Source organism: Mesorhizobium sp. M0159, from assembly GCF_040322295.1.
In the GTDB taxonomy this organism is placed as follows: domain Bacteria; phylum Pseudomonadota; class Alphaproteobacteria; order Rhizobiales; family Rhizobiaceae; genus Mesorhizobium.
On the sequence record NZ_JAMYTF010000005.1, the window covers coordinates 79436 to 105757 of the forward strand.

Consider the following 26322-nt stretch of genomic DNA (forward strand, 5'->3'; position numbering starts at 1 on the left):
GGCCTTGCCGGCCTTCAGGTCCAATGTTTCCGCCACTTCGCTTCCTTTGATGCTAGGCCACCGCGTCGAAATAACCGGCAAATTCGGCCCGAATCTCGGTCTCGTCCGCCACGTCACGGTTCCTGATATAGGTCAGCGCCCGCTCCGCGCGCTCAAACGACTTGCCTTCCAGCCCGGTCGTGCGCGATGCAATGCCGGCCATCTCCTCGAACACGCCGTTGCAGTGAAGGACCAGATCGCAGCCCGCCGCAAGGATAGCGGCCGCCTTTGACGGGAAATCCCCAGAAAGTGCCTTCATCGAGGTGTCGTCGCTCATCAACAGGCCGTCGAAGCCGATTTCGCCTCGGATGATCTTTTCGATGACCTTGCCGGAAGTCGTGGCCGGGTTCTTCGGGTCGATCGCGCTATAGACGACATGCGCCGTCATCGCCATCGGCAAATGGTTGAGCTCCCTGAACGGGGCAAAATCATGCCGCTGCAGGTCGCCGATCGAGGCGTCGACGGTCGGCAGTTCGAAATGCGTATCGGCGAAGGCCCTTCCATGACCGGGAATATGTTTCATCACCGGCAGCACGCCGCCCGCCATCAGGCCTTCCGCCGCGGCGCGACCCAATTCTATGACGGCGCGCGGCTCCTTGCCATAGGCGCGCGCGCCGATGACGTCGCTGGCGCCCTCGATCGGCACGTCGAGCACCGGCAGGCAATCCGCCGTGATGCCGTAGCGCAGCAGGTCGAAGGCATGCAGCCGCGCCATCAGCCATGCGGCACGGGTGCCGGCGTCATGGTCGTCGCGCCACAAGGCGCCGAGTGCACCGGCAGCCGGATAGTTCGGCGCCAGCGGCGGCCGCAGGCGCTGCACCCGGCCGCCCTCCTGGTCGATGAACACCGGCGCATCCGCACGCCCGACGCAGTCGCGCATCGCGGCGACCAGATCGCGGATCTGCTCGGTCTCGCCGATATTGCGCGCAAACAGGATGAAACCCCACGGGCATTCGTTGCGATAGAAACGGATCTCGTCGCGGGTCAGTGATTTCCCGGCGCAGCCGAGGATCATGGATTTTGATTCGGTCATGCGGAACAGTTTAGAGCTTCGCGCCGACAAAGGGAATCGCCCGCAATTGCCTTTAGAGGTTTCCGTTCACGCAAAAAAGCCGGCGCGGACGCCGGCTTTTCGAGAGGTTTTGGTGCCTAGTGGGACACGAAGCAATTGCCGCCGGCAGCCTTGTAGCTGGTGCACAGTTTGATCGCCTCGTTGCGAGACTGCGCCGGAACGCGGACGCGGTAGAAGGTGCCCTTGCCGGCAATCTCGGCCTTGACGATGTTGGCGGTGCGGCCGGAAAGCACGCTGCCGTAGCGGCGCTGCAGATCCTGATAAGTCGCCTGGGCGCTTTCGACTGTCGGCTGCGAAGCGATCTGTATCGACCACGAACCAGCGCCGGCCGCGGCCGGATCGATGGAAGCGACCTGATCGGGCTTGACCTCGCCGACCACGTCGACCGGCTGGTCGGACGGGCGCTGCGGCGCCACCGGAACCGTGGCCGGGGTGCTGGCGGACTGCTTGCTGGCTGACGGCTTGGCTTCAGCCTTTGTGTCGGGCTTGGGCGCCGGCTGCAGCTTGGAGGTTTCGGCCTGATCGCCGCTCGCCTGGTCGCCACTCGGCTGGTCGCCAATCTTCGGATCACTTGTCAATTGGTCGATCAGGGGCACGGTGCCGGTCTGCGCCGCGGCGTCGGCCTGGGCGGCCGGAGCCACGTGCTGCGGCGCCGGATCGGCCGGCTCGGCAGCAGCCATCTGCGGGGCGGCGGGCGCCGGATCCTCGCGCGCCACGAGCGAGCCGTCAGGTTTCACGACCATGGTCCGTACCTTGCGCGGCGCAACAGCGACGATCTCGGGGGTTGCACCCTTCTCGGCCTCCTGCAGAACCTGCGCGATGCGATCCTCGGACTTGGGCGCCGGTGCGGCGGCGGTTTCGGCAGCGCCAGCCGCACTGGCGCCAAGCGCGCTGGAGTCAGACGCGTTAGTGCCGGGCGCATTGGTTCCAGACCCGTCGGTGTCGGACGCCGCGGTGCCGGGCGCGTCGATGTCGTCTGCGGCATCGGGGTCATTGGGCGAAAGATCGACGACGCGGCTCTCCGGTTCGTCGGCTTTCAGGTCCACGGGCTCTTCGGTGTTGGTGACCAGCTTCTGCTGAACCGGCTCGGCGGGCTTGGCGCCCTTGACCACAGCGTCATAAACCTTGTTGTCCTGGTTCGGCACGACGGTGCCGCCTGGATTTTCCGGCTTGATCTTGATCGGCCTGTTGTCGGCCTTGACGATAACCGGCGCATCGCCGCCGCTCTTGCCGCCGAGGGTCAACGCAAAGGCGCCAAGGCCTCCGGCGATCGCCACGGCGCCGACCACCGCACCTATCAGCAGCCCGCGCCTGCGCGGCTGCCTTTCGGCCCCGCGTTCGGCAAGGCCCGGAACCGACATCTCCTCGTCCAGTTCGGGATCGTAGTCGAGCTCATCGAAGGTGAAATCGTCGGCCTGCGAAACCGGCTGGCCACCGGGCAATGGGCCCAGATCGAAACCGTCCGCTGCATCGGCATAGGAAGCGGCCGCCGCGCTGACGGGGGCTTCCGCAGGCTTGGCGCCATAGGCGCGCGTCTCGCTACGATCCTGCTTATAGCCAGACGCGAAGCCGGCATCGTATTCATCGTCATAGCCAGCGCTGCGCACCGGGGCAGGCGCTATGTCAGTTGCATTCATTTCGGTGAGAAGGCTGGCAAAATCGGCATCGAGATCGTCGTAGGCGGGCGCCACCGGCTCGTCATCGTCGAAGTTGAGCTCCGGAATGTCGAGATCGTCCGCCAGCGCCACGACGCGCTCGGGCACGTCGACCGTCTCGACATCGGGCATCTCGTCATAGGCGGAAGGCTGTTGATGCGAGCTTGGTGCAGCTTCCGTGTAGGCGGGCCGATCTTCATAGGATGACCTATCTTCACGGGATGCCTGGCCTTCATAGGACGGCCTCTCTTCGACCGGTGCGGCCCGATAGGACGGCGTTGCAGCCGGCTGCGGCGCTGGTGCCGGACGCGCCGAAGCCACCGGCTGGCTTGCAAAGGCAGGCTGAGGCTGTGCGACCGGTGTCACGCGGCTCCACGAGCGGGCCGGCTCGGGCGGTGTGGCGCGTGTCGTCAGCCAGTTCAGCGCATCGAGCGGGTCTTCTTCGGCAGCAGCTGCCGCACTCTTGTCGGCCGAGTCATGATCCAGGCCAATATTCCTGGCGAAGTCGGCATCGAGCGCATCGCTGTCGAGATCATCCGCGGGTCCGGCAGCGGCTTCAACACCGAAATCCTCGCCTTCAAGCTCATCGAGGAGGACACTGCCAAGATCGGCGTCATCGGCGGCACTGGACTGCGGCGGCTTAGCGGGCTCGTGCTCGTCGAGTTCCCAATCCAGCTCGTCGACAGCATGCACCGGTTCGTTGGCGACGTCTTTGACCGCCGCCATTGGCTGTTCAGCGGCCACTGCTGGCTTCTGAATTACCGGCGCGATAGGCTGCTGAACAGCCATCACGGGCTTCTGGGCAGTCTGCGGGCTTGTCTGAGGTTCGTTGACCGCTTGTGCCGGCCGTGTGCTCATCGCACCGAGCAGCGCGTTCAGTTCGTCTTCCAGGCTGCGTTCCTCAGCCACTGGGACCGTCGGGACGACAGCGGCCGGCGCCACTGGTTCGGCCGCAACTTGCGCCACGGGCTCTTCGGCTTCCTCGGCAGGCGCCTCGTCGAAGCTCAGATCGAAATCGTCGTCGAACGCCGCTTCAGCGGCCGTGCCGGAAAGCCGGGCGGCATCTGGCACTTCGATAAACTCTGGTTCTTCGATTTCGGCAGGCCCGTTCGAGCGAACGTCGAAGTCCATGTCGACATCGGCCATGGCATCATCGAAATGGCCGGCAAGATCCTCATCGGCCGAAACCGCCTCAACCGGCGATGCCGGGGCGGCGACGTTTTCCGCCGGCTCATGCTCGTCAAACATCAGCTCGTCTTCGAGCGAGCTTGCAACGGCATCGTCGAACTCGTCATCGAACGCAGGCGCGGCCGCTTGCGCGGCGGTTTCAACGGCGACGGTCTGCTCCATCGGCTCATGCTCTTCGAGCATCAGCTCGTCTTCGAGCGAACTTGCCACGGCGTTGTCGAACTCATCGTCGAAGGCGGGCTCGTCGACCGGCTCGATCGCCTCGGCTGCGGCCCTGGGTTCATCCTCGCCGGTCACCGCGATCTTGGCCGTCACATCGTCGTCGTGCCGAAAATCCTGGTCGACAGAGGCGGCAAGTTCGTCGTCACTCGAAAGGTCGTCCTCGAACGGCGACACGTCTTCGAGCGAGCCGGCGACGGCGTTATCGAACTCGTCGTCGAACTCCGGCTCGACGGCGGGAGCGAACGCCCTTTCGGGGGCGGAGGCAATTTCGTCGGCCGCAACAGGAGTGGCGGCAACAGGAGCAGCATCATCCGCCGCACTGTCGTCGAATGCGAAATCCTGTTCGAACGAGGCAGCAAGCGCGTCCTCCATTTCGTCGGCGGCGGCCGGTTCGGGTGTCGGCTCGCGAAGCTTGGCAGGGGAAGCATTGTCATTGGCGTCGGCGCCGAATTCGCCCATCAACTCCTTCTCGAGATCGATCTCGAAATCGCCCTCGTCCACCGACGGTTCGGCGGCAGCGGTTTTCGGCTGGGCCGGGGTTTGCGGTTTGACCGGCTGGCGCGGGTCGAACCCCATGATCCTGGTCAGTTCCGCGAACGGATCATCGTTGGCGATGTCGTTGTGGTCGGCTGCTCTCAGCTGGGTTCTGTCTGCCATTATTGTTCCCGAACTCGCACTCATTCGGACGCCATGGACGTCGCGTAGGGTTGGCCCTTACCAGCGCAATGTGGGCAAAAGGTGACAGGTTTTTTACTCAAACCTAACGCATTTCGGTGGGCGCATTGGCTCCGATCAGCGTCAGGCCGGACGTCAAAACGTCCGAAACAGCCTGCACCAGCCCTAGTCTGGCATGCGTCAATTGTCGGTCGTTAACCTTAACAAAACGTAAGTCGGGATTATCGGTGCCCCGGTTCCAGTGTCCGTGGAAGCTGGAAGCGAGTTCGTAGAGGTAAAATGCCAGCCGGTGGGGCTCGAGCGCGAGCGCCGCGGCTTCGATCAGCCGAGGATATTCGGCGAGCTTCCTGATCAGGCCGATCTCCCCCTCATCGGTCAGCAAAGCCACTTCGGCGGCCAGCTGGTTGCGGTCGAACATGGCCTCGCCCAATTGCTCGCTCGCCTGCCGGAATACCGAATGGCAGCGCGCCGAGGCATACTGCACGTAGAACACCGGATTGTCCTTCGACTGCTCGGTTACCTTGGCGAAGTCGAAGTCGAGCGGCGCGTCGTTCTTGCGGTAGAGCATCATGAAGCGGATCGGGTCGCGGCCGACCTCCTCGACCACTTCGCGCAAGGTCACGAACTCGCCCGACCGCTTCGACATACGCACCGGCTCGCCGGCGCGAAACAGCCTCACCAACTGGCAAAGCAGCACGGTAAGCTTGACCTCGTCGCCGGCAATCGCCCGGGCAAGCGCTTCCAGCCGCTTCACGTAGCCGCCATGATCGGCGCCAAGCACATAGATCAGGTCGACGAAGCCGCGATCGACCTTGTCCTTGAGGTAGGCGACATCGGCGGCGAAATAGGTGAAGGTGCCGTCCGACTTGACCAGCGCCCGGTCCATGTCGTCGCCGACCGCGGTCGAGCGGAACAGCGTCTGCTCGCGGTCCTCCCAGTCGTCCGGCTTCTCGCCCTTGGGCGGCGGCAGCTTGCCCTTGTAGATGTGGCCCTTCAGCGTCAGGTCGCTGATCGCCGAGCGTATCTTGCGGGCGTTGTTCGCATGCAGCGTCCGCTCGGAGAAGAAGACGTCGTGATGCACGTTGAGCAGCGCCAGATCCTCGCGGATCATCGCCATCATCGCGTCGATCGTCCTGTCCTTGACGATGGCAAGCGCCTCCTCGTCCGGCATCTGCAGCAGGGAGCGGCCGAATTCGCTGGCCAGCGCCTGACCAACGGGGATCAGATAGTCGCCTGGATAAAGCCCGGCCGGAATGTCGCCGATCTCATCGCCGAGCGCTTCGCGGTAGCGCAGCATGACTGAGCGTCCGAGCACGTCGATCTGCGAACCGGCATCGTTGATGACGTATTCCTTGGTCACGTCGTAACCGGCGAAGGCCATCAGATTGGCCAGCGCGTCGCCGACTACAGCACCCCGGCAATGGCCGACATGCATCGGGCCGGTTGGGTTGGCCGAGACATATTCGACATTGGTTTTCTTGCCGTCGCCGATAGTCGAGCGGCCATAGTTGCGGCCTTCGCCGAGCAGCGCCGTCAGATGCGCCTGCCAGAAGCCGTCCTTGAGCCTGAGATTGACGAAGCCCGGGCCGGCGATCTCGGCGGCCGCGATATCCTCGTCGGCGCGCAGCGCCTCGGCCAGCCTTTCGGCCAGCGCACGCGGGTTCTGGCCGGTCGGCTTGGCCAACACCATGGCTGCGTTGGTCGCGAGATCGCCATGGCTGGCATCGCGCGGCGGCTCGACGGCGATGCGCGACAGGTCCGGCGACACGCCATCCTTGTCTTTCAAATCAAGCGCTTCGACGGCCTTTATGATTCGCGCGTTGAAATCGGCGAAGATGTTCATTGCTGTGGCTCTGACGGTTTTGCAGGGATCCGGCTCGTTGGCCGGCAAAATCGCGCCCGCCCTAGCTCAAATCCGGCGTATGGTCAAACAAACGCCTGTGTTCCTTGAGCGCATAAGTGTCCGTCATGCCGGCTAGGAAATCGGCAACACTGCGCGCCTTGACGCGGTCCTCTGCCCGGTCGAGCCCTTCGCGCCAGCCATCCGGCATAGCGCGCGGATCGGCGAAATAGACGTCGAACAGGTCCCTGACGATCTGGTCGGCATCGGCGCGCACCCGCATGACCTCCGCATGCCGGTAGAGGTGCTTGTAGAGAAAGGCCTTCAGCTCCTTTTCCAATACGGCCGTCTCGGCGGAGAAGCTCACCATCGGCTCGCCGGCCGCCCTTACCGCTTCGGCGCTGCCGGGCTTGATGCGCGCCAGATTGGCTGTCGTCGAGACGATCACGTCCTCGACCATGATGGTGATCTGCCGGCGCATCAGCTCGTGGCCGGTGCGTACGTCATCGAGCGCCGGATAGCGCTGACGCACGCCCTTGAGGATCGACCCCGGCAGCGAGACGCCCTCCAGCATATCCAGCGTCAACAGCCCTGCCCTCAAGCCGTCATCGATGTCGTGGGTGTTGTAGGCGATGTCGTCGGCAATCGCCGCACACTGCGCCTCGATACCAGCGAAGCGGTCGAGTTCGAGGTCGTGCAGTTCGGAATAGTCGCGGATAGCCTGCGGCACCGGCCCCTTCAGCCCTTTGCCCTTGGCATCGGTCAGCGGGCCATTGTGCTTGACCAGCCCCTCCAACGTTTCCCAGGTGAGGTTCAGCCCATCGAACTCGGCATAGCGCCGCTCCAGCCGCGTCACCACACGCAGCGACTGCGCATTGTGGTCGAAGCCGCCCCAGGCGGCCATCTTCTCGTTCAGCGCGTCCTCGCCGGTATGGCCGAAGGGCGTGTGGCCGAAGTCGTGCACCAGGGCCACCGCCTCGGCCAAGTCCTCGTCGCCGCGCAGTGCCCGCGCCAGAGCGCGTGCGATTTGCGCTACCTCGATCGAATGCGTCAGCCTCGTGCGGTAATGGTCGCCTTCGTGCGCGACAAACACTTGCGTCTTGTGCTTCAGCCGGCGGAACGCCGTCGAATGGATGATGCGGTCGCGGTCGCGCTGGAACGGCGTACGCGTCGGGCTTTCCACCTCGTCGAACAGCCGCCCGCGCGACTTCGCCGGGTCGCTGGCATAGGCCGCGCGCGGTCGATAGCCGAATCCGATGTCGCCAAACTCGTTGGTCATAGCGTATGCCGCAGTTGACTTGCCCCGTCGCGCTTCATACCTATCATACGAAACCGAATGCAAGGTGACGCCCATGGGCGCTGATGCCAAGACCGCCATGAAAGTCGAGATGACCGACGCCGCCGCCAGGCGGATCGCCAAGATTGTGGCGAGCGAAGCCGGTAAGACGGCCGTGCGCGTTTCGGTCGAGGGCGGCGGCTGTTCCGGCTTCTCCTACAAGTTCGACCTGGTCGATGGGCGCAATGACGACGACGTCGCCATCGAGAAGGACGGCGCCACCGTGCTGATCGACGACCTGTCGCTGGTCTATATGGGCGGCTCGGTGATCGATTTCGTCGACGATCTGATGGGCCAGTCGTTCCAGATCAGAAACCCCAATGCGGTCGCCTCCTGCGGCTGCGGCACCAGCTTCAGTATTTGAAAATATGAAGCCGCTCCTCGAGGGCCTTGAGGATCCGATGACGGTCCTTGTCGCCCGCGAGATAGAAGCAATTTCCGATATCGATATCGTTGGTTGGGCCAACCGTCACAAGGCAGCTCGGGTCTACGCAGACGACGCTGATTATGTGCAGCTCGTGCGGTGCAATCCGCGGAATGCCGTTAATCTTGCGAAAGCTCATGGCCATTTGAGGTCGCTGATCGCGCGGTGTTTTCCCGATTTCAACGACAAGTCCGATGAAGCCAAGGAAATAGCACGTAAGCTGTTCCTTCGACGCATTCGGACTTACCTTGACGGCGACCTGGAACCCTTTCAGGTCTGCCGTATGGTGTCGCCGATTGAGGACAAATACGATTTTCCACACTGGCTTGGAGACCTTTACAACGGCTGTGATTGGATGGACGAGAATGCAACGCGCGAGCAGGCATCGCACCTGCGATGGATGATAGAGCAAATACTCGCGGAAAATGCCGAACCCCAACCTTTCGGGAGTGAATGAGCATGCGCCGTGTCGGCGCGGTCCGTCAGGTCGCGCTTTCCGCCGGGCGCGACCTCGATGCGACGCTGGCGTTCTGGCGCGAGGTGCTCGGCATGAACCTGCATGCGCGTTTCGATCCGCCAGGCATCGCCTTTATCATGGCCGGTGACGTGCGCCTGCTTTTCACCGACGGCCTACCTGCCGGCACCGTCTATCTCGACATATCGGGCCTCGACGAGTTCCACGCTTCGGCAAGGGTCGCCGGTGTTCCCTTCACCGCGCCGCCGGCGCTCGTCCATCGCGACACCGAAGGCCTGTTCGGCCAGGCGGGGGAAAGCGAATGGATGGCCTTCCTAAAGGACCCGGCAGGCAATACGATCGGCCTTGTCGAACGTCATCCACCGGATCGCTAGTCTCCGGACCACCAGCCTATCGAGGCCGTCATGAAAATCGTCACCTGGAACATCAACGGCGTTCGCGCCCGCATCGGCAATTTGACCCATTGGCTGACGGAAAGCGCGCCCGACATCGCCTGCCTGCAGGAGATCAAGACGGTCGACGAGCAGTTTCCCCGCGCCGAGATCGAGGCACTCGGCTACAATGTCGAGACTTACGGCCAAAAAGGCTTCAACGGCGTCGCCATCCTGTCGAAGCTGCGTTTCGACGAGGTCAATCGCGGCTTGCCGGGCGACGATGCCGACGAGCAGGCGCGTTTCATCGAGGGCGTGTTCTCGACCGACAAGGGCGCCTTGCGCGTTGCCTCGATCTATCTGCCGAACGGCAACCCGATCGACGACGAGAAGAAGTTCTCCTACAAGCTTTCCTGGATGGCGCGACTTGAGCGCTGGGCCCAGGAGCGGCTTGCTCTGGAAGAGCCGCTGGTCCTGGCCGGCGACTACAATGTCATTCCCGAGCCGATCGACGCGAAGTATCCGGAAAACTGGCTAAGCGATGCGCTGTTCCAGCCCGCGACGCGGCAGGCGTTCCGGCGGCTGAAGAATCTCGGCTTCACCGAAGCCGTGCGTGCCGTCACCGACGCCCCGGACATTTTTACGTTCTGGGACTATCAGGCCGGCGCCTGGCAGAAGAACAACGGCATCCGCATCGACCACCTGCTTCTGTCGCCCGAAGCCGCCAACTGGTTTTCCTCGGCTTCGATCGAAAAACAGGTGCGCGCCTGGGAAAAGCCCTCCGACCACGTGCCGGTGGCGATCGATCTGGCGCTGCAGCCGGCCTGACCGGAGCTGCTGTCCGGCGGCACATTGATAGTTGACCTCTTATCGCCACAAATCGCGCGCTTGATGAGAAATCATCATGGTGGCTGGGGTTTCCATGACTACTCGATTTGCACTCTGCCCGATCGGCTGCGCGCTTGCGATGGCGGTGGCGACGCCGGCTTTTGCCGATGCAGAGTGCCTGGCTAACGGCAAATCATTCCAGATCGGCCGGGTCGCCTGCCTGACGCTTGCCGGCCAAAGCTACCTCGCCCGTTGCGAGATGGTGCTCAACAACACGTCCTGGACCAAGCAGCGGGATGGCTGCCCGGAGAACACGCTGGCCCCACATCTGCAGGGCACGCCGATCTCAACACCGGCGCCCAGCGGCATGCCGGCGGAACCGACCGACAATTGATCTAAAACGGAAATTCTGCCGACCTATTGGTCGCCGCCACCCTTGGTGAGGATGTCGTCGGCCAGCGAGATCGCGGTGCGGCGGTCGGCTTCGCCGGCGGCCGCAAACGCTTCTTCCTGCATGCCGCGGATCCATGGCTGGTCGGCGGGTGAGGCCCGTTCGAGCGCCGCGGTCATCATCGCCAGCCCCCGCACGATCTTGCCGCTTTGGAAAAGCAGGTTGCCGAGCGTCGCCTGCGCGCCCGCATGGCCCTTTTCGGCCGCCAGCTGGAACCAGCGTCCGGCCTGCTTGACGCTGGCCTTGACGCCGCCCTCACCCTTGAGGAACATCTGGCCCATCTCGAACTGGGCGTTCGGGTTGCGGTAGTTGGCGGCGGCGCGCATGTAATATTCCTGGGCCGCCACCTCGTTCTCCTCGACGGGGCTGCCGGGAATGCCCTTCCTCAGATAGTCGCCAAGCGCCACCAGCGCGTCCGAAACATAGCTTTCCTCGGGCGAACCGGGCTCGACATCCTGGTCGACGATCTCTGAGAAGAACTTGAATGCCGCGTAGTCGTCTCGCGCCACGCCATCGCCTTCGGCATACATGCGCGCAAGCTTCCAGGTGGCGCCGATCTGGCCGTTCTCGGCGGCATATTTATAGGCTTCCGCGGCCTGCTCCTTATGGCCGTTCTTGTAGGCGGAAAAGCCAAACTGGAACACCGCCCACGGGCTCGACTGCGGCTTCACGCCGGTCTTGTCGTCGAACACCTTGTCGTCGAAGGCCATGGCCTGGCCGACGGCGCCCAAGGTCGCGCCAAACGTGGCGAGCGCAACCAGTGCCGAAAGGACAGACGACCTCAACAACTCAGATGTCCGCATAGCAGTGTGTTTCTTTGGCACCGCCGGGATGGGTGACCGCGCCGTCGCGGGCAGATCCGACCGTCTGTGCGTATTTCCAGATCGCGCCCGACTGATAGTCGGTCGTGCGCGCCTTCCATGCCTTTGCCCTCGCAGCCAATTCGGCTTTAGACAATGCAACCTCGATCGTGCCGTTCACCGCATCGATCGAGATCAAGTCGCCATCCCTAAGCAGCCCGATCGGGCCACCCACTGCCGCTTCCGGCCCGACATGGCCGATGCAGAAACCGCGCGTCGCGCCCGAAAAACGCCCGTCGGTGATGAGCGCCACCTTGCCGCCCATGCCCTGGCCGTAGAGAGCCGCCGTCGTCGACAGCATTTCGCGCATGCCCGGGCCGCCGCGCGGACCCTCGTAACGGATGACGAGAACCTCGCCTTCGCTATAGTTACGGTGCGTAACAGCCTCGAAACATTCCTCTTCCGAATCGAAGCAGCGTGCCGGACCCGAGAATTTGAGTTCCGCCATGCCTGCGACCTTCACGATCGCGCCTTCGGGGGCAAGGTTACCCTTCAAGCCCACGACCCCGCCGGTCTGGGTAATCGGCCTATTGGCGGGACGGACCACATCCTGGCTGTCATTCCAGGAAACATGTTCCATATTTTCGGCCAAAGTGCGGCCGGTCACCGTCAGGCAATCGCCATGAAGATAGCCATGGTCGAGCAGCGTCTTCATCAAGAGCGGAATGCCGCCGGCCTCGAACATGTCCTTGGCGACGTATTTGCCGCCCGGCTTGAGGTCGGCGATGTAGGGTGTTTTCTCGAATATCTTGGCCACGTCGAAAAGATCGAACTTTATCCCGGCCTCGTGCGCGATCGCCGGCAGATGCAGCGCCGCGTTGGTCGAGCCGCCGGTGGCCGAGACCACAGTCGCGGCATTTTCCAACGCTTCTATAGTAACGATGTCGCGCGGGCGGATGTTCCTTGCGATCAGCTCCATGATCTTTTCGCCGGAAGCGAAATTGAAGCGGTCGCGCATCTCGTAGGGTGCCGGCGCGCCGCAGGAATAGGGCAGCGCCAGGCCGATCGCCTCAGCGACGGTGGCCATGGTATTGGCGGTGAACTGGGCGCCGCAGGAGCCGGCCGACGGACAGGCGGCTTGCTCGATCTCGAGCAGCTCGGCGTCGCCGATCGTGCCGACCGAATGCTGGCCGACCGCCTCGAACACGTCCTGCACGGTGATCTGCCGGCCACGGTAGCTGCCGGGCAGGATCGAGCCGCCATAGATGAAGATCGACGGTACGTTGAGGCGCACCATGGCCATCATCATGCCGGGCAGCGACTTGTCGCAACCGGCCAATCCAACCAGCGCATCGTAGCAATGGCCGCGCATGGTGAGCTCGACCGAGTCGGCGATGACCTCGCGCGACACCAGCGACGACTTCATGCCCTGATGACCCATGGCGATGCCGTCGGTGACGGTGATGGTGCAGAATTCGCGTGGCGTGCCGTTGGCGGCCGCCACGCCCTTCTTGACCACTTGTGCCTGGCGCATCAGCGAGATGTTGCAGGGCGCGGCCTCGTTCCAGCAGCTGGCGACACCGACCAGAGGCTGCGCGATCTCGGCCGCCGACAGCCCCATCGCATAGAGGTAGGAGCGATGCGGCGCCCGCTCGGGACCAACGGTCACGTGGCGGCTCGGCAGCTTGGCCTTGGAGATCGCTCTGGCGTCCATACTCGTCCTTGCCGCGGGCAGTGCGGCCTGCCTCTTCGCCTAGCCTTTTGGCGCATGTCCCGAGACAAGTTCGAGGTGCGCCGGGTTTATGGCGGGAAATAGGCAATGTTCCCGGGCGGCCGGGTGGCGCGAGGGTTGTTCAGAAACTGTTGCCAAAACGTCACAATTATCGGAGCGAACATCATGGGGGCAATTTGTTGCATTGGCCGAATGCCGGATGACGCACCGAACAAAACGGCCGGGCAACGCCCGGCCGTTTTGTCGTTTAAAATTTAATAGTTAGAACTTGATCTTGACGGAAGCCGAACCAGCGAGAAGCAGGTCGTTGCCGTAGGTATAGGTAACGGCATTTGCCACGTCGCCGACACCGCTGAAAGTCGATGACCCGCTCGTCAGCACACCGATCGAGCCGCCGAGCCTGACCTCGATCTGGTCGTTCGGCGAATAGGAGACGCCGCTGGCAACGGCCCAGGTATCCGACTGATAGCCGGAGGTCGTCGAGGTGCCGCGATCCCAGGTCAGCGAAACCACGCCCGACAATTGATCGGTGAACTTGTGCCCGATACCGCCCGTGACCGTCCAGCCGTCGCGATAAAGCAGGTCGAATGAAACGGGCGAGGGCAAACCGGTTACCGGACTGCGCACGCCATTGATGGCAATGACGCCAAGCTTGCTCCACTCCTGCCAGCGGATGGAACCAAAGGCCAGCCAGCCAGGAGCTATACCGCTCTGCAGCTTGAATTCCAGAGCCTGAGGTATCTCAGCCGACGCCGAGACTGGGTACACGCCGGTAGAGCCGGGAATCAGATCCGCTGGAAAGGCGCCCCTGAAGCCGGTCGTGTCGACGGTTCCCGACAGCCCGTCATATTTGTAGCTCGAAGAGTACATCAGGGTGGCGCGCAGGGCGATCTCGGGGATCTCATAGGCTGCGCCCGCACGCCAACCCCATGCCTCGTCGGATAGCTTGAAGACGCCGAGGCCGGTATTGGCGAAGGCGAGCAGTGTCTGACGGGAAAGAAACGCGTCTACCTGCTGGTAGGAGACACCGCCGATGAATCGTATGGCGCCCTTGCCGACGTTCACCTTATAGGAGCAGGTGAGACCGAAATCGTCTGTGTCGACGGCGTATTTGACCGCTGTCGGCGAATAGGCGTTGTTCATGCCGAAATTCGCGTCCGCACCATACGGTCTCGTATAGGTGGCAAGACAGTCTACGGGCTCAAAGATGTTGGCCTTGATGCCGACATGCGGCACCGCATAATCGCCACCAACGTCCACCGCCGATGTCGACAAACCCGAGCCATCGAGACGCTGCACATTCTTGAGTTTGCGCTGTGGCGAAACATAGGTGACGCCTGCGTCGAACGAATATGGCGCCGCGTCGAACAGCTGGTCGATATTGACGCCGCCCCGGTCAAAGCCCCCGGCTTGCACCGCCCCAGCCAAAGCCAGCGAAAAAGCCCCCGCGCCCAGCAGCACTTTCAGACGCGAATAACACATGAATCTCCTCCCCGAAATGTCCTTGCATCAAGCTAGAACCAATTCAGGTTAACGGCGCAACAACGAATTCGCCGTGCGTACATGTACAGCTTGGCTGAACGCATTTCCGACAAGGTGTCGGCCTTCTTACCGAGGCGGGAAAATGGCCGCCACAATACAGATCGACGAGAAAACTCGGGAAAAACCCCTAAATCACTATAAAACAGGGCATTTTGCGTGCCCAGTCAACCATTGTTACATTACGGCAACAATGGGGCAAAAACATTCAGTTTGCCTCAAGATTTACGCTGCGGAATGCCCGTTTTCGTGGCAGGCGGCCTGTCTGGAAGGCAGATTCGTGACCGGCGAATCTATTGCGGCCAGCCGGCCCAATTTGTTTGATCAGCCGGCCCAATCTGTTCGATCAACCGGCCCAATCTGTTCGATCAACCGGCCCAATCTGTTCGATCAACCGGCATCACGCACCCGCGCCAATGCCACCGAAAGCTTCTCTTGCGCCTCGCGATATTCGGCGAGTTTTTCACGCTCGGCCTCCACCACCTCTTCCGGCGCGTTGGCGACGAATTTCTCGTTGGACAGCTTCTTGTAGAGCCGCGCTATTTCCTCGGTCACCTTGGCAAGCTCCTTGTGCAGGCGCGCTGCCTCGGCGGCAAGGTCGATCAGGCTGCCGAGCGGCAGGCAGATCGTCGCCTCGTTGACCACGATCTGGGCGGATCCCCTTGGTGGCGCCTCGGCGAGCGAGATGTCGCCGACCCGCGCCAGACGCTTGATAGCCGAGCCCTGACGCTCGAGCCTTTCGTGTGTCGCGTCGTTGGCGCCGATCACCACGAGCGGTGCGATAGCCGCCGGCGGCACGTTCATCTCCGAACGCACCGAGCGGATGCCGGAGACAAGGTCGACCAGCCAGTTGATATCGGCGGCGGCCGCCTCGTCCTCGAAGTCGGGCGACGGCCATGCCGCATGACAAAGCAGCGATTGCCGTTGCCTGCCCTCACCGGCGGTTTCGGCCCACAGTTCCTCGGTCATGAACGGCATCATCGGATGCAGCAGCTTGTAGATCTCGTCGAGTACGAAGGCGACGCATGCCCTGCTCTCGGCCTTGGCGGCCTCGTCGGTGCCCATGAACACCGGCTTCAGCAGTTCCAGGTACCAGTCGCAGAACTGGTTCCAGACGAACCGGTAGGCGGCACCCGCCGCCTCGTTGAAGCGGTATGAGGTGATACCGTCCGTTATGTCCCGCGCGGCTCGCGTCAGCTCCGTCAAGATCCAGCGGTTGACCGCCAGCTTGGCGTCCTGCAGCCAGAAATCGTCGTCGCGCGCCACTTCGTTCATCTCGGCGAAGCGCGTCGCGTTCCACAGCTTGGTGCCGAAATTGCGATAACCGGCAATGCGGGCCGGATCGAGCTTAACGTCGCGCCCTTGCGCTGCCATCACAGTCAAGGTGAAGCGCAGCGCATCGGCGCCGTATTCGTCGATGAGCTCGAGCGGATCGATGACGTTGCCTTTCGACTTCGACATTTTCTGCCCGTTCTTGTCGCGAACCAGCGCATGGACATAGACGGTATGAAACGGCTCCTGATCCATGAAATGCAGGCCCATCATCATCATGCGGGCGACCCAGAAGAAGATGATGTCGAAACCGGTCACCAGCACGTCGGTCGGGTAATAGGTCTTCAGCTCCGGCGTCTGGTCCGGCCAGCCAAGCGTCGAGAACGGCCACAGCGCCGACGAGAACCATGTATCGAGCACGTCCTCGTCGCGGGTCAGGATCTCGCCAGGCTGGAAATTCTCAAGCTTGTCCTCGACCCAGGCCTTCCACGGCCCTTCCAGCGCCAGATAATATTCGACGGCGGCACCGAGCGCCTCTTCCTCGGTCTTTTCGACAAAGACATGCCCGTCCGGCCCGTACCAGGCAGGGATCTGGTGACCCCACCAGAGCTGGCGCGAAATGCACCAGGGCTGGATGTTTTCCATCCAGTCGAAATAGGTCTTTTCCCAGTTTTTGGGCACGAAATTGGTACGGCTCTCGCGCACCGAGGCGATCGCCGGCTTGGCCAGTTCCGCCGCATTGACATACCACTGGTCGGTCAGAAACGGCTCGATCGGCACGCCGCCGCGGTCGCCGTGCGGCACGGTGTGGCGATGCGGCTCGACCTTCTCGAGAAAGCCGCCCGCCTGCATCAGCTCGACGATCTTCTTGCGCGCGTCGAAACGGTCCAGGCCGTCGAGGCCGTCCCATACGGCCTGGCGCTCCGGCGTCACGTCCAGTCCGGCGAGAAAGTCCTCATTGTCCTTGAGGCTCACCGCCGCATTGACGGTGAGGATGTTGACCGCCGGCAGCCGGTGGCGCTTGCCGACCTCGAAATCGTTGAAGTCATGCGCCGGCGTGATCTTGACCGCACCGCTGCCTTTTTCGGGATCGGAATACTCGTCCGCCACCACCGGGATCCTGCGGCCGACGATCGGCAGGATGAGGTTCTTGCCGACAAGATGCCGGAAACGCTCGTCGTCGGGGTGGACTGCGACAGCCGTATCGCCCAGCATCGTCTCCGGCCGGGTCGTCGCAACGGTGATGAAGGTCTTCGGATTTTCCGGATCGAAGGTCATGCCTTCGACCGGATAGCGGAAGTGCCAGAGGTTGCCGTTGACTTCCTGCTGTTCGACCTCGAGATCCGAGATGGCGGTCAACAGCTTCGGGTCCCAGTTCACAAGGCGCTTGTCCTTGTAGATCAGCCCTTCCTTGTAGAGCGTCACGAACACTTCGAGCACGGCCTTGGACAGGCCCTCGTCCATGGTGAAGCGCTCCCGGCTCCAGTCGGCCGAGGCCCCGAGCCGCTTCAGCTGGTTGAGGATGGCGCCGCCGGACTCGGCCTTCCACTCCCACACCTTGTCGATGAACTCATCGCGCGTCAGGTCGCGGCGGTGGATCTGCTTTTCCATAAGCTGGCGCTCTACCACCATCTGCGTGGCGATGCCGGCATGGTCCATGCCTGGTTGCCAAAGAACATTCTTGCCGCGCATTCGCTCGAAGCGCACCAGAATGTCCTGCAGCGTGTTGTTGAGCGCATGACCCATATGCAGCGAGCCGGTGACATTCGGCGGCGGGATGACGATGGTGAAGGCTTCAGCCCCCTCCTCGGCCCCGGCGCCGGCCCGAAAGGCGTCGGCCTCTTCCCAGATCCTGGCAATCTTCGGCTCGACGGCTTTGGCGTCGTAGGTCTTTTCGAGCATGGGAAAACGGTCCGCGCTGTCCGGAATTTGTGGTCCGGTGTAAATCGGAAGGTTGTTGCCAAGTCAACCGCAAGGGCGGCATGGCCAATAGATAGCGCCGGGATGGTTCGGTGCAACTCGCGGGACTGAATGTTGCGAGGCAATCGCTTCAGGTTTGCGCTGCCCCTCATTGCCCTGCCGGGCATTTCTCCCCGTATAGTGACGGGGAGAAAGACGCCTGTACTGAAGCTTTCGCCAGTCACGAACGTTGCGGAAAAGGCGCCTAAATTGCGGTCAACCCCTTCTCCCCGTCACTATACGGGGAGAAGGTGCCGGCAGGCGGATGAGGGACAGCGCCGACTTCGACAATTCGCCGGTCGAGCGCCGCCCATTGGCGGCTCTCCGAATTGCTACTGCGCGCCGCGCGCGACGCGCTCGATTTCCTCGCGCACCAGCCGCTCGACCAGCGTCGGAAGGTTGTTGTCCAGCCAGTCCTGCAGCATCGGCCGCAGCATCTCCTCGGCCATCTCGTCGAAAGTCTTCTTGCTGCGGCTGGCAAACGCGTCGGAAAGCTCGCCGAAGGCGGCGGCAACCTGCCGGCCCGTATGCTCCGAAAGGATCGCCGGCCGAAGGGACGGCGCCTCGCTGGCCGCCGGACGCGCCAATCCGATTTTCGAAGATTCCGGGCCGATTTTCGAAGATTCCGGGCCGGTTTTCGAAGGCTCCGGGCCGCTTTCCGAAGGCTCCGGCCCAATTTCCGAAGGCTCCGGCACAGGTCCAGCAGTCGCCTCGTTCTCGAAAACCTCGGCTTTCGGCTCGGCGTCCGGCGTCCGGAGTGGCTCGGCGCGCTCCGGCTTGGCCATCGCGTCGCCGACCGCGGCGATCTCGCGCCGCCAATCGGCGATGATGGTGTCGGTCGTCTCGGCAGCCTTGGCTGTCGCAGGCCGATCCGGCTTTGCGGGAGCGGTGTTCACCTCAGCCAGCGTCACCGCTGCCTTTACCGGGCCGGCGCGCAACGGCGTTTCCAGGCTCTCAATGACCGGCGCGGCCGTTGGCTGCACCTCGGCGCGCGTGGCCGGCTTGGCGATCTCCAGTCCGCCGCGCAGTTCGGAGCGGAACGCATCCCCCTCCGCTGCCCGTCCGGCTGCCGGCGCCGGTTGCAGATCCTGGCGCAGCTCGTCCGCGTCGCCCGGCTGCTTGCGGCCGGTATCGCTGTCCTCGATGATCCTTCTGATGGAAGCCAGTATTTCTTCCATGGAAGGTTCGCGCTGTACGCTGCTTGCCGTCGCCATCGTCACATCCGCCGCCCTTGTGACTCGTTCTCAGATTTCCTGTCCGGCAATGCCGGATTCGAATCATGGCAACAGCGTAACCGACGGAACGGCTTGCGAGAATCCCCAATCTGGCGACATCTCGGATTTCAACAGATTAGGGTCGGGAGTTGAAAGCCCGCGCGTCGTTCGAGCGCGGGCTGAAAACACGGCTTGGCGATCAGCGGCCGTCCGGCGTGCGCAGGCCGATCCACTTGTCCTTGACGGCGTTGTAATGCTCTTCGGGCCTGTACTTCGTCACATTGAGCGCAAGGCGGTCTGCCGACAAATGGCCAACCGCCGAGAGGATGGCATAGCTCGCCACCACCACGTCGCGTTCGGCGCTGACAAGATTGATCTTGGCAGTGATGAGGGTCGCCTGCGCGTTGAGCACGTCGAGCGTGGTGCGCTGGCCGACATTGCGCTCTTCGATGACGCCGTTCAGGGCAAGCTGCGCGGCGGCGACCACCTGCCGGTTGGCCGTGACGCTTTGCTGCGCGGCGGTGTATTGCGACCATGCCGAGGTCACCGCTTGGCGCACGGTGTCGCGGCTGACATCGACCTCGATACGGGCCTGGCTAAGTGATTCCTTTGATTGGCGAACCAATGCCGAGGTCCGGCCGCCGGAATAGATCGGTATCGTCAATGTCGCGCCGATGTTCGCCGAATTGGTTACGCCATCCTGTGTCGAGGAGAGCGAGCCGGGCGCGGTGCCGCGAAAGGCGCTCGAAACACCCGCCGACGCCGATAGTTGCGGCAGCAACGCGCCCTCTGCCGACTTCACCGAAAACCCCGCCGCGTCGACCAGATGCGCGGTGGCGAGGATGGCCGGATGCTCGGCCGATGCGATCGCGATCGCCGCATCGAGGCTCGACGGCAACAGCTTCGACACCGGCGAAGCCGGCCTGAGCCTGCCCGGCTCGTCGCCGACGATCTGGCGATAGGTCGCGGCGCTTGCCAGCGCCGTCGCGCGGGCGGCGCTCAACTGCGCCACCGCGGAGGCACGCTGGGCGTCGGCTTGCGCGACGTCGGTGCGCGTACCTTCGCCGACCTCGAAGCGCGAACGCGCCGCACGCGCCTGCTCGGTCAGGAATTGCAGATTCTGTTCGGTCAGCACGGCGACCTGGCGGTCGCGGATAACGTCCATATAGGCGCTTGCCGCGTTGAAAAGAGTGTTTTCTTCGGCGTTGCGCAGGCTTTCGAACGAAGCGCGGACCCGCGATTCGGCGGCCGCCACATTGTTCCTGGTCTGAAAACCGTCAAACAGCGTCTGGTCGATCTCGACGCCGAAGTTGCCGGTGGTCAACGAGATGTTTCGGTGCAACCGGTTGCTGTGGCTGGCGGTATAATCGATGCTCGCGGAACCGGTGATGGTCGGGCGCCAGCCCGACTTGGCGATGGCAACGCCCTCGTCGGTGACCCGAACGCCGGCGCGTGAAGAATTGAGCGAGGAATTGTTTTGGTAGGCCTTTGAAAGGGCCCCGATGATCGTTTCAGCCGAGGCGGCCATTGGAGACAGCGCTGTCGCCGAAACGAGGACAGCGGTAAAAAGCAACTTGCGTACAGACGGCACGTTATATTCCCTCATTCGTTTTGCACGGGAACTGCGCCACGCTGGCTTCTCCTTCTGATCAGCCGGCGCCGCGTTTTTTATCGTTCCCCCGCTGAAAGCCCCCAGAAACGCCCGGTTATGCAGATCAGCAACGATTGTTCAAACGCAAGCGATCATGACAGCGCCTTCGCTGCAAGGCAAAATCACTCAGAATTCGAAGGCGGGAATGCGTTCGAATCCCGGTAGTGGCTTAATTGCCGCATTAAATGCGCGTCTTCCCGTTACAACCCCTCCAGTCTTAAAAAAAAGCCGGGCTACGCCCGAATTGCCCTGCCCCTCCACGGCGACGAGTCGGCCGCCTTCGGCAAGCTGGTCGAACAGCGCCGCCGACACCTCCCCGACGCTGCCGCCGATCAGGATGACGTCGTAAGGTGCCTTGGCGGCATGGCCTTGCGGCAGCGGCCCGTGGACCACGGTGACATTGCCGCAACCCAGCGCCGCAAGCGTCGAAGTGGCGGTCTCGGCCAGCGCCGGATCGCTTTCCAGCGCCACCACGGACCTTGCCAGCCGCGACAGGATAGCCGCCGCATAGCCGGTGCCGCAGCCGACATCGAGTGCCGAATCGCTTGGGCCGATATCGGCCAGTTGCATCAGCTTGGCCAATGGCGACGGCTCCATCAGATAGCGCGGGCCATCGGCCGTATCGGCGATGCGGATGTCCTCGTCGATATAGGCAAGGTCACGCTGGCCGGGGGCAACAAAGGCCTCGCGCGGCACCACAAGCATCGCCTCGAGCAGCGGCGCGCTGGTCACGTCGGTGGTGCGGATCTGGCCGTCGACCATCTTCACCCGGCGTTCGGCAAAATCAGCGCTCATGTTCCAACCATCCGCTTGCCGCGCAAAGGCCGCGGCTGTTTCGACCGGAACTGAAGCCCCCAGGCGCTGACGCGCGGGAGCTCGGGCATTGGAGGCCTCGCCCGGAATCGAACCGGGGTGCAAGGATTTGCAGTCCTCTGCGTAACCACTCCGCCACGAGGCCTCATTGCTCCCGGCGTTCCACCCGGCTCCAATAGGTTGCGGCGAAAATGCCGTCAAGCGGCCACCATGCATTCCCAACGGTTCCTCGACATTCCATGCCCTGCCTTATCAACGCAATGCCCATATTAGCAATAACATATTAGCTTATCGTTAAGCATGATTCTGGGCGACGGGAACCCGAAACCGGCGGCCACGTTGGGCAAAGAGGAGGCTCCGCCATGCGTCGAGCAGCTACGAGGGACGGCACGTCGCGCGGATTGTCGCAGTCTGCAGAGCTTGTGCGCTATGCCATCGACCGCCTCAGCATAGAAGGCGCAAACACCCTGCCGCCGCGCGACCGGGCGCGGCTGGCATCGGCTACCGCCGTTCTCAAGGAGCTTTGCGAACGCCTGGAGAGCTGCTTCGACCAACCTCGGTGATGCTTAGACGGGCCACGCCGCTCTCAAACAATTGCCTGTTTCCGGCCTGTCAGCAGGGCAACCTCAATCCGGCCGCCGCCGTCGCTCCCACCAGACGACGAAGCGGCGCCGGTGACGACGCACCAATGCAAATTCATAGGAGAGCACCAGTAATCCGATCGGTACCATCCAGAAACCCAGGATCGGCAGGAAGCCGAGAATGCCGCCGATGATCAGCACGACGCCGATCGCAATCCTGAGGCCGCGCGAGCGCGGCATGGTGAACTGGCGGCCGAAGACCGAGATTTTCCGGGCCGGTGGCTGTTCGTCGCTCATTGCCGTCATGTGAAGTGTCGATCCGTTTGCATCAGTAGCACCATCAGCCGGAGAAAGCCGCAACGGCCTTTTCTGTTCCGTGACAGGCGAGAGACAGCTCATATGAGGGCGCTCGCCGGCCATTGCCAGCAAGCCCTGCGCCAAAAAGCACCGAAAAAATGCGAAATGCTTCTTTGCAAAGCCGAAACGGGTTTGCTATAGGCTGCCCCACTCACATGAGAGCCTCTGTTCCCCGGTAGCTCAGTGGTAGAGCAACCGGCTGTTAACCGGTTGGTCGCTGGTTCGAATCCGGCCCGGGGAGCCACCGCCTCTTCTACGCCATAGCGCGATATTGCGCGCCAGCGTGCAATTTCTCCCTACGCGCCGATCTCGTAGTCCTGCTTCCAGAGTGTCAGAGCATGGAGGACCGATGAAATCAGGCGTAGAATAGCAGGCTCGCCCGCCCACGCCTATTCGGCGGCTACCGCGCGGAAATACTGATGACCGGCGGCTTCGCGCCCGAGTGCGCCGTTCAGTTCGCCGCGGCGGCGTCCGAACGTTGCCGCCCGTTATTACTTGCCGTCGCTGCCTCAACGACAGCAGCTTACAGACGGGCGCGAGGTGTTCGTGGACGGCGGATTGCATAGCTTTGAGCCTGCGCGCGCGAGGCGTCGCTGGGACAAAGCGGAGAGGCCTCGCGCCAGATCTGCACAGGCAAGATCTCAACGCCTACTCGGTTGAACATGATCCGCGTGGACGTCGCGCCTGCGGCGTTGCCTAGAGAATTTACCCCCGTGCCTCCTGCCGGTGGGGAGGCTTCGCACCGTTCGTGTCCTAGCTGTCGAGACCCCAAAGTTCCGGGTTCCGTTTGAAATACTCAGTTAGCATTTCGATGAGCACCCGGACTTTCCGCGTAGGATGCTGACCCGGCGGGCGTACGACATACGCGGCCCCCGGGGGTACCGGATAGCGTGTCATGATCGGGACCAGCGCGCCCGAGGCCACATATTCATGTGTGATGCAATCGGGGAGCCAGGCGATGCCGAGACCTGCCGCCGCCGCGCCGGCAAGCGCCGTGGCGCTATCGGCCTTGAACCTGCCCTGCGGCTGGACCGTAACAATCTTGCTGCCATTTATGAACTGCCAGGCTTCCGTTCCCTGCATGAGGGCCTGATGGGTGACGAGTTCGTCCAGAGTCTCGGGTGACCCGTGCACCTCGATATAACCCGGGCTTGCGACAAGCTTTCCATGGATCGGCCCGACGCGCTTCGCGATCAGGTTGGAGTCTTGAAGGTAGGCGCCCCGGATCGCGCAATCGAAACCTTCTGCGATGAGATCGACGAAGCGATCGCTGTAGGAAGTATGGATGTGAAGCTTCGGGTGCAGACGCGCCATTTCCGCGAGCACGGGGGCGAAGTGGGTCGCGCCGAAAGTAAGCGGCATGGCAACCCTCAGGCGGCCGCGCAGCTCACCGGTGGGGAGGATCGTTTCCCGAGCCGTATCGATCTCTGCGCTGGCCCGGGCCGCATGGTCTCTGAACGCGATTCCCGCTTCGGTGAGCGCGGCGCCGCGGGTCGTTCGTGCAAGAAGCTGGACGCCAAGTTCCGCTTCAACCCGAAAGAGCCGCCGACTGACGATTGACTTGGAGACGCCGAGCCGGCGCGCGGCGGCCGATACGCCCCCTGCATCGGCCACTGCGACGAATGTCCGTAGATCTTCGATGTCCAATTCAGCGTTCCTCATTTCGCGACACAGCTTGCCTGATTATGGCACTACTGCATCACCAAAAGGAACGGCAAATTGCGTCCAGGCAACGTCGCCCGCTGGCGCATGTCTCCCGTGAAACCCATTGCCGTCCATAGCGGCAGAGAAAGATTGCCGTCCATGGCGGCAGAGAAAGGAAGTCTTGATGACCCCTCGCAACGGCCTTGATTCGCTTCTTCGTCCTGAAGACTCGGTACTCGTTCTGATCGACCACCAGCCTTACCAACTCGCGAACCTGAACAGCCACGATCCGCAAGCTGTGGTCAACAACGCGACCGCGCTGGCGAAGCTAGCAAAAGCCTTCAATGTTCCGACCATTCTCACCAGCGTGATCGCGGGTCGTGGCGGCATCCTCTTCAAGCAGATCACTGACGTCTTCCCGGGGCAGGAAGTGATCGACCGGACTTGGGTGAACGCCTGGCAGGACGAGAAGGTGGTGGACGTGGTCAAGGCGACCGGCCGCAAACAACTGGTTATCGCAGGCCTTTGGACCGAAGTCTGCGTCGCGATGCCTGTCATCCAAGCCCTCGGCGAAGGCTGGGACGTGTCCGTGATCACCGATGCGTCGGGCGGCGTTTCGACCGAGTCCCACCAGATCGCCATCCAGCGGATGATCGCGGCTGGCGCAAACATGATGACCGTGATGGCGCTCGCTGGCGAATGGCAGCGCGACTGGGCGCGCACCGAGCATGTCGAAGAGCTGACCGAGATTCTCATCCAGCACTTCGGCGGCAGCGGCATCGCCTTCCTGTGGGAGCAACAACTCCTCAAGACGCCTGTGCCGAGCGAAGGCTGATTCGGGCCGGGATGGCGAGCATTTCGGTGAGGGTCGGAATCGATCCGTTTGCCGGCCCTCGCCATCTCACCTCACAGGGAAGCCTTGTGATGCCGAACCCACCTTCACGAGCAGTCGCTCGTCGCACATCCTGGATAGATAGCATCGGGGATGCCGATGGCCGTGAGTTCAGCCGTGCGCACCTCGCCCCGCCCTCGCGGTAGAGCGATGGCCCGCTCCCTGAGCGTCGGTGTCGGCCCGCCGGCGAGGCGTAGGGCTTCTGCGCCGTCCGGTCACGTTTGCGCATTTTTGGCGACTCTGGTGCATTCTGGTGTAGGGGTATGGCAAATTCGTATTTCTCAGCTTCATCGACTCCGGCGAGCCATCGCCTTTTCTACGCCAAGTCGCGATTTTGCACGCCGCCGTCCGACTTTTCTCCGCGTAACGATCTGGTTCAAGTTTCCACCAGCCTGGCGGACAGGAATTCGATGAAGCGCTGGGTCTTGGCTGGAATGAGGCGCGTTTCGGTGACGGCGTGAATGCTGACCGACGATCCCTGCCATTCGGGCAGGACACGCCGGAGCCTGCCCGAGGCCAAATCTTCGGCGACGATCTTCTCGGCAAGCAGGGCGATGCCCTGGTGGTCGACCGCCAGGGCGCGGATCATCCCGACGCTGTTGACTGTGAAGCGGCCTCCAACCTCGACTTCGACCTTGTTCATCCCCTGATGCAGGGTCCAGATCTTCGGCATGCAGATGCATTCATGCTCCGCCAGATCCGCCGGTGTCGCCGGCTCGTCGGACGCTTCGATGTAGCCAGGAGACGCATAGAGGTGGCGCGCGTGGCGCCCGATCAGGCGAGCGATCAGGCTGGAGTCTTCCAGCTCGCCGATGCGGATCGCTACATCGAACGGCTCGGCCACCAAATCGACGCGGCGCGGGGTCAGGTCGAACTCGAAGGTGATGCCGGGATAGTGCCGCGCGAAATCGACGATGATCGGCGTCAGGTAAAGCGTGGCGAAGTCGACCGGGAGCGAGACCCGCAGGACACCGCTCGGCTGCTCCAGCATCGCGCCGAGCTGCTCGTGTGCGAGCCGTGCCTCGTCGACGATGCGTTTGCTTCGTTCGTAATAGAGCTGGCCGGCCTCGGTGAGCTCGATCTTGCGCGTCGTTCGATGCAGAAGCCTCAGGCCGATCGCCTTCTCCAGCGCGCTGATACGTCGCGACAGAGTCGAGTTGGGCATGCCCAGAGCCTCAGCCGCCTTCCGGAAGCTCCTCGCTCTCGCCACCTCCACGAACAGCGCCATGTCGTTCAAGTGGCTCACGCTATTGCTCCATATTTGGAATATTGATTTCACTTTTGCCGGATTT

21 protein-coding genes and 2 tRNA genes are annotated in these 26322 nt (G+C 62.8%); 8 read left to right on the forward strand and 15 right to left on the reverse strand.

Going from position 1 to position 26322, the window contains the following annotated elements; genetic code table 11:
• Positions 1 to 52: 52 nt before the first annotated feature.
• The 4 genes from nagZ to NKJ32_RS07110 all read right to left on the reverse strand — a co-directional run bounded on the left by nagZ (position 53) and on the right by NKJ32_RS07110 (position 7970).
• On the reverse strand, positions 53 to 1072 hold the full coding sequence (nagZ, locus tag NKJ32_RS07095; RefSeq protein WP_023678932.1) for a beta-N-acetylhexosaminidase: 1020 nt from the start codon (positions 1070 to 1072) through the stop codon (positions 53 to 55).
• A gap of 116 nt (positions 1073 to 1188) precedes the next feature.
• Complete coding sequence (locus NKJ32_RS07100) at positions 1189 to 4833, reverse strand: SPOR domain-containing protein (protein ID WP_352827179.1); 3645 nt, start codon at positions 4831 to 4833, stop codon at positions 1189 to 1191.
• 103 nt (positions 4834 to 4936) lie between these two features.
• The gene (gene argS / locus NKJ32_RS07105) at positions 4937 to 6694 is read right to left on the reverse strand and encodes an arginine--tRNA ligase (protein ID WP_352568859.1); all 1758 of its coding nucleotides are present in this window, start codon (positions 6692 to 6694) and stop codon (positions 4937 to 4939) included.
• Between the two features lie 61 nt (positions 6695 to 6755).
• On the reverse strand, positions 6756 to 7970 hold the full coding sequence (locus tag NKJ32_RS07110) for a deoxyguanosinetriphosphate triphosphohydrolase (RefSeq protein WP_352568860.1): 1215 nt from the start codon (positions 7968 to 7970) through the stop codon (positions 6756 to 6758).
• A gap of 73 nt (positions 7971 to 8043) precedes the next feature.
• On the opposite strand from NKJ32_RS07110, the gene erpA reads away from it, so the two are divergent.
• The 5 genes from erpA (at position 8044) to NKJ32_RS07135 (ending at position 10519) form a co-directional block, all read left to right on the forward strand.
• Positions 8044 to 8391, forward strand: a complete 348-nt coding sequence (gene erpA / locus NKJ32_RS07115; RefSeq protein WP_352568861.1) for an iron-sulfur cluster insertion protein ErpA — start codon at positions 8044 to 8046, stop codon at positions 8389 to 8391.
• A 37-nt stretch (positions 8392 to 8428) separates the two neighbouring features.
• Positions 8429 to 8908, forward strand: coding sequence for a hypothetical protein (locus NKJ32_RS07120; RefSeq protein ID WP_352568862.1), 480 nt, complete (start codon positions 8429 to 8431; stop codon positions 8906 to 8908).
• Between the two features lie 2 nt (positions 8909 to 8910).
• Positions 8911 to 9300, forward strand: a complete 390-nt coding sequence (locus NKJ32_RS07125; protein WP_352568994.1) for a VOC family protein — start codon at positions 8911 to 8913, stop codon at positions 9298 to 9300.
• A 30-nt stretch (positions 9301 to 9330) separates the two neighbouring features.
• The gene (gene xth / locus NKJ32_RS07130) at positions 9331 to 10125 is read left to right on the forward strand and encodes an exodeoxyribonuclease III (RefSeq protein ID WP_352795363.1); all 795 of its coding nucleotides are present in this window, start codon (positions 9331 to 9333) and stop codon (positions 10123 to 10125) included.
• A 76-nt stretch (positions 10126 to 10201) separates the two neighbouring features.
• On the forward strand, positions 10202 to 10519 hold the full coding sequence (locus tag NKJ32_RS07135) for a hypothetical protein (protein WP_352635511.1): 318 nt from the start codon (positions 10202 to 10204) through the stop codon (positions 10517 to 10519).
• 23 nt (positions 10520 to 10542) lie between these two features.
• Here the strand turns inward: NKJ32_RS07135 and NKJ32_RS07140 are convergent, their stop codons facing one another.
• The 8 genes from NKJ32_RS07140 to NKJ32_RS07175 all read right to left on the reverse strand — a co-directional run bounded on the left by NKJ32_RS07140 (position 10543) and on the right by NKJ32_RS07175 (position 21701).
• Positions 10543 to 11379 carry a tetratricopeptide repeat protein gene (locus NKJ32_RS07140; RefSeq protein ID WP_023678939.1) on the reverse strand — a complete coding sequence of 279 codons (837 nt, stop codon included), beginning with the start codon at positions 11377 to 11379 and terminating at the stop codon, positions 10543 to 10545.
• Positions 11366 to 13090, reverse strand: coding sequence for a dihydroxy-acid dehydratase (ilvD, locus tag NKJ32_RS07145; RefSeq protein ID WP_352577585.1), 1725 nt, complete (start codon positions 13088 to 13090; stop codon positions 11366 to 11368). Before ilvD ends, NKJ32_RS07140 begins: the two co-directional genes overlap by 14 nt.
• Before the next feature lie 279 nt (positions 13091 to 13369).
• Positions 13370 to 14590, reverse strand: coding sequence for an outer membrane protein transport protein (locus tag NKJ32_RS07150; protein WP_352827183.1), 1221 nt, complete (start codon positions 14588 to 14590; stop codon positions 13370 to 13372).
• A gap of 447 nt (positions 14591 to 15037) precedes the next feature.
• Positions 15038 to 17821, reverse strand: coding sequence for a valine--tRNA ligase (locus NKJ32_RS07155; protein ID WP_352568865.1), 2784 nt, complete (start codon positions 17819 to 17821; stop codon positions 15038 to 15040).
• Positions 17822 to 18210: 389 nt separating this feature from the next.
• The gene (locus NKJ32_RS07160) at positions 18211 to 19092 is read right to left on the reverse strand and encodes a DUF2497 domain-containing protein (protein ID WP_352795360.1); all 882 of its coding nucleotides are present in this window, start codon (positions 19090 to 19092) and stop codon (positions 18211 to 18213) included.
• Positions 19093 to 19291: 199 nt separating this feature from the next.
• Positions 19292 to 20683, reverse strand: a complete 1392-nt coding sequence (locus tag NKJ32_RS07165; RefSeq protein WP_352587844.1) for a TolC family outer membrane protein — start codon at positions 20681 to 20683, stop codon at positions 19292 to 19294.
• A gap of 186 nt (positions 20684 to 20869) precedes the next feature.
• Positions 20870 to 21538 (reverse strand): protein-L-isoaspartate O-methyltransferase family protein, encoded by a 669-nt coding sequence (locus tag NKJ32_RS07170; RefSeq protein WP_352827186.1) that lies wholly within the window; start codon positions 21536 to 21538, stop codon positions 20870 to 20872.
• 89 nt (positions 21539 to 21627) lie between these two features.
• Positions 21628 to 21701: transfer RNA gene (locus NKJ32_RS07175), tRNA-Cys, on the reverse strand.
• 217 nt (positions 21702 to 21918) lie between these two features.
• On the opposite strand from NKJ32_RS07175, the gene NKJ32_RS07180 reads away from it, so the two are divergent.
• Positions 21919 to 22119 carry a hypothetical protein gene (locus NKJ32_RS07180; protein ID WP_352644705.1) on the forward strand — a complete coding sequence of 67 codons (201 nt, stop codon included), beginning with the start codon at positions 21919 to 21921 and terminating at the stop codon, positions 22117 to 22119.
• A 63-nt stretch (positions 22120 to 22182) separates the two neighbouring features.
• Here the strand turns inward: NKJ32_RS07180 and NKJ32_RS07185 are convergent, their stop codons facing one another.
• Positions 22183 to 22443, reverse strand: coding sequence for a hypothetical protein (locus NKJ32_RS07185; RefSeq protein ID WP_023676401.1), 261 nt, complete (start codon positions 22441 to 22443; stop codon positions 22183 to 22185).
• A 220-nt stretch (positions 22444 to 22663) separates the two neighbouring features.
• Here NKJ32_RS07185 and NKJ32_RS07190 point away from each other — a divergent pair.
• Positions 22664 to 22738 (forward strand) — tRNA-Asn (locus tag NKJ32_RS07190).
• 509 nt (positions 22739 to 23247) lie between these two features.
• On the opposite strand, the gene NKJ32_RS07195 is transcribed toward NKJ32_RS07190, so the two are convergent.
• A complete protein-coding gene (locus NKJ32_RS07195) occupies positions 23248 to 24141 on the reverse strand; it encodes a LysR family transcriptional regulator (RefSeq protein ID WP_352644707.1) in 894 nt (297 codons plus the stop codon).
• Positions 24142 to 24322: 181 nt separating this feature from the next.
• Between NKJ32_RS07195 and NKJ32_RS07200 the strand changes: the two genes are divergently transcribed.
• On the forward strand, positions 24323 to 24973 hold the full coding sequence (locus NKJ32_RS07200) for a hydrolase (RefSeq protein ID WP_352568869.1): 651 nt from the start codon (positions 24323 to 24325) through the stop codon (positions 24971 to 24973).
• Between the two features lie 433 nt (positions 24974 to 25406).
• Here NKJ32_RS07200 and NKJ32_RS07205 read toward each other — a convergent pair whose 3' ends face one another.
• Entirely contained in the window at positions 25407 to 26276 is an 870-nt protein-coding gene (locus NKJ32_RS07205) for a LysR family transcriptional regulator (protein WP_352568870.1), read from the reverse strand.
• Positions 26277 to 26322: the final 46 nt, after the last annotated feature.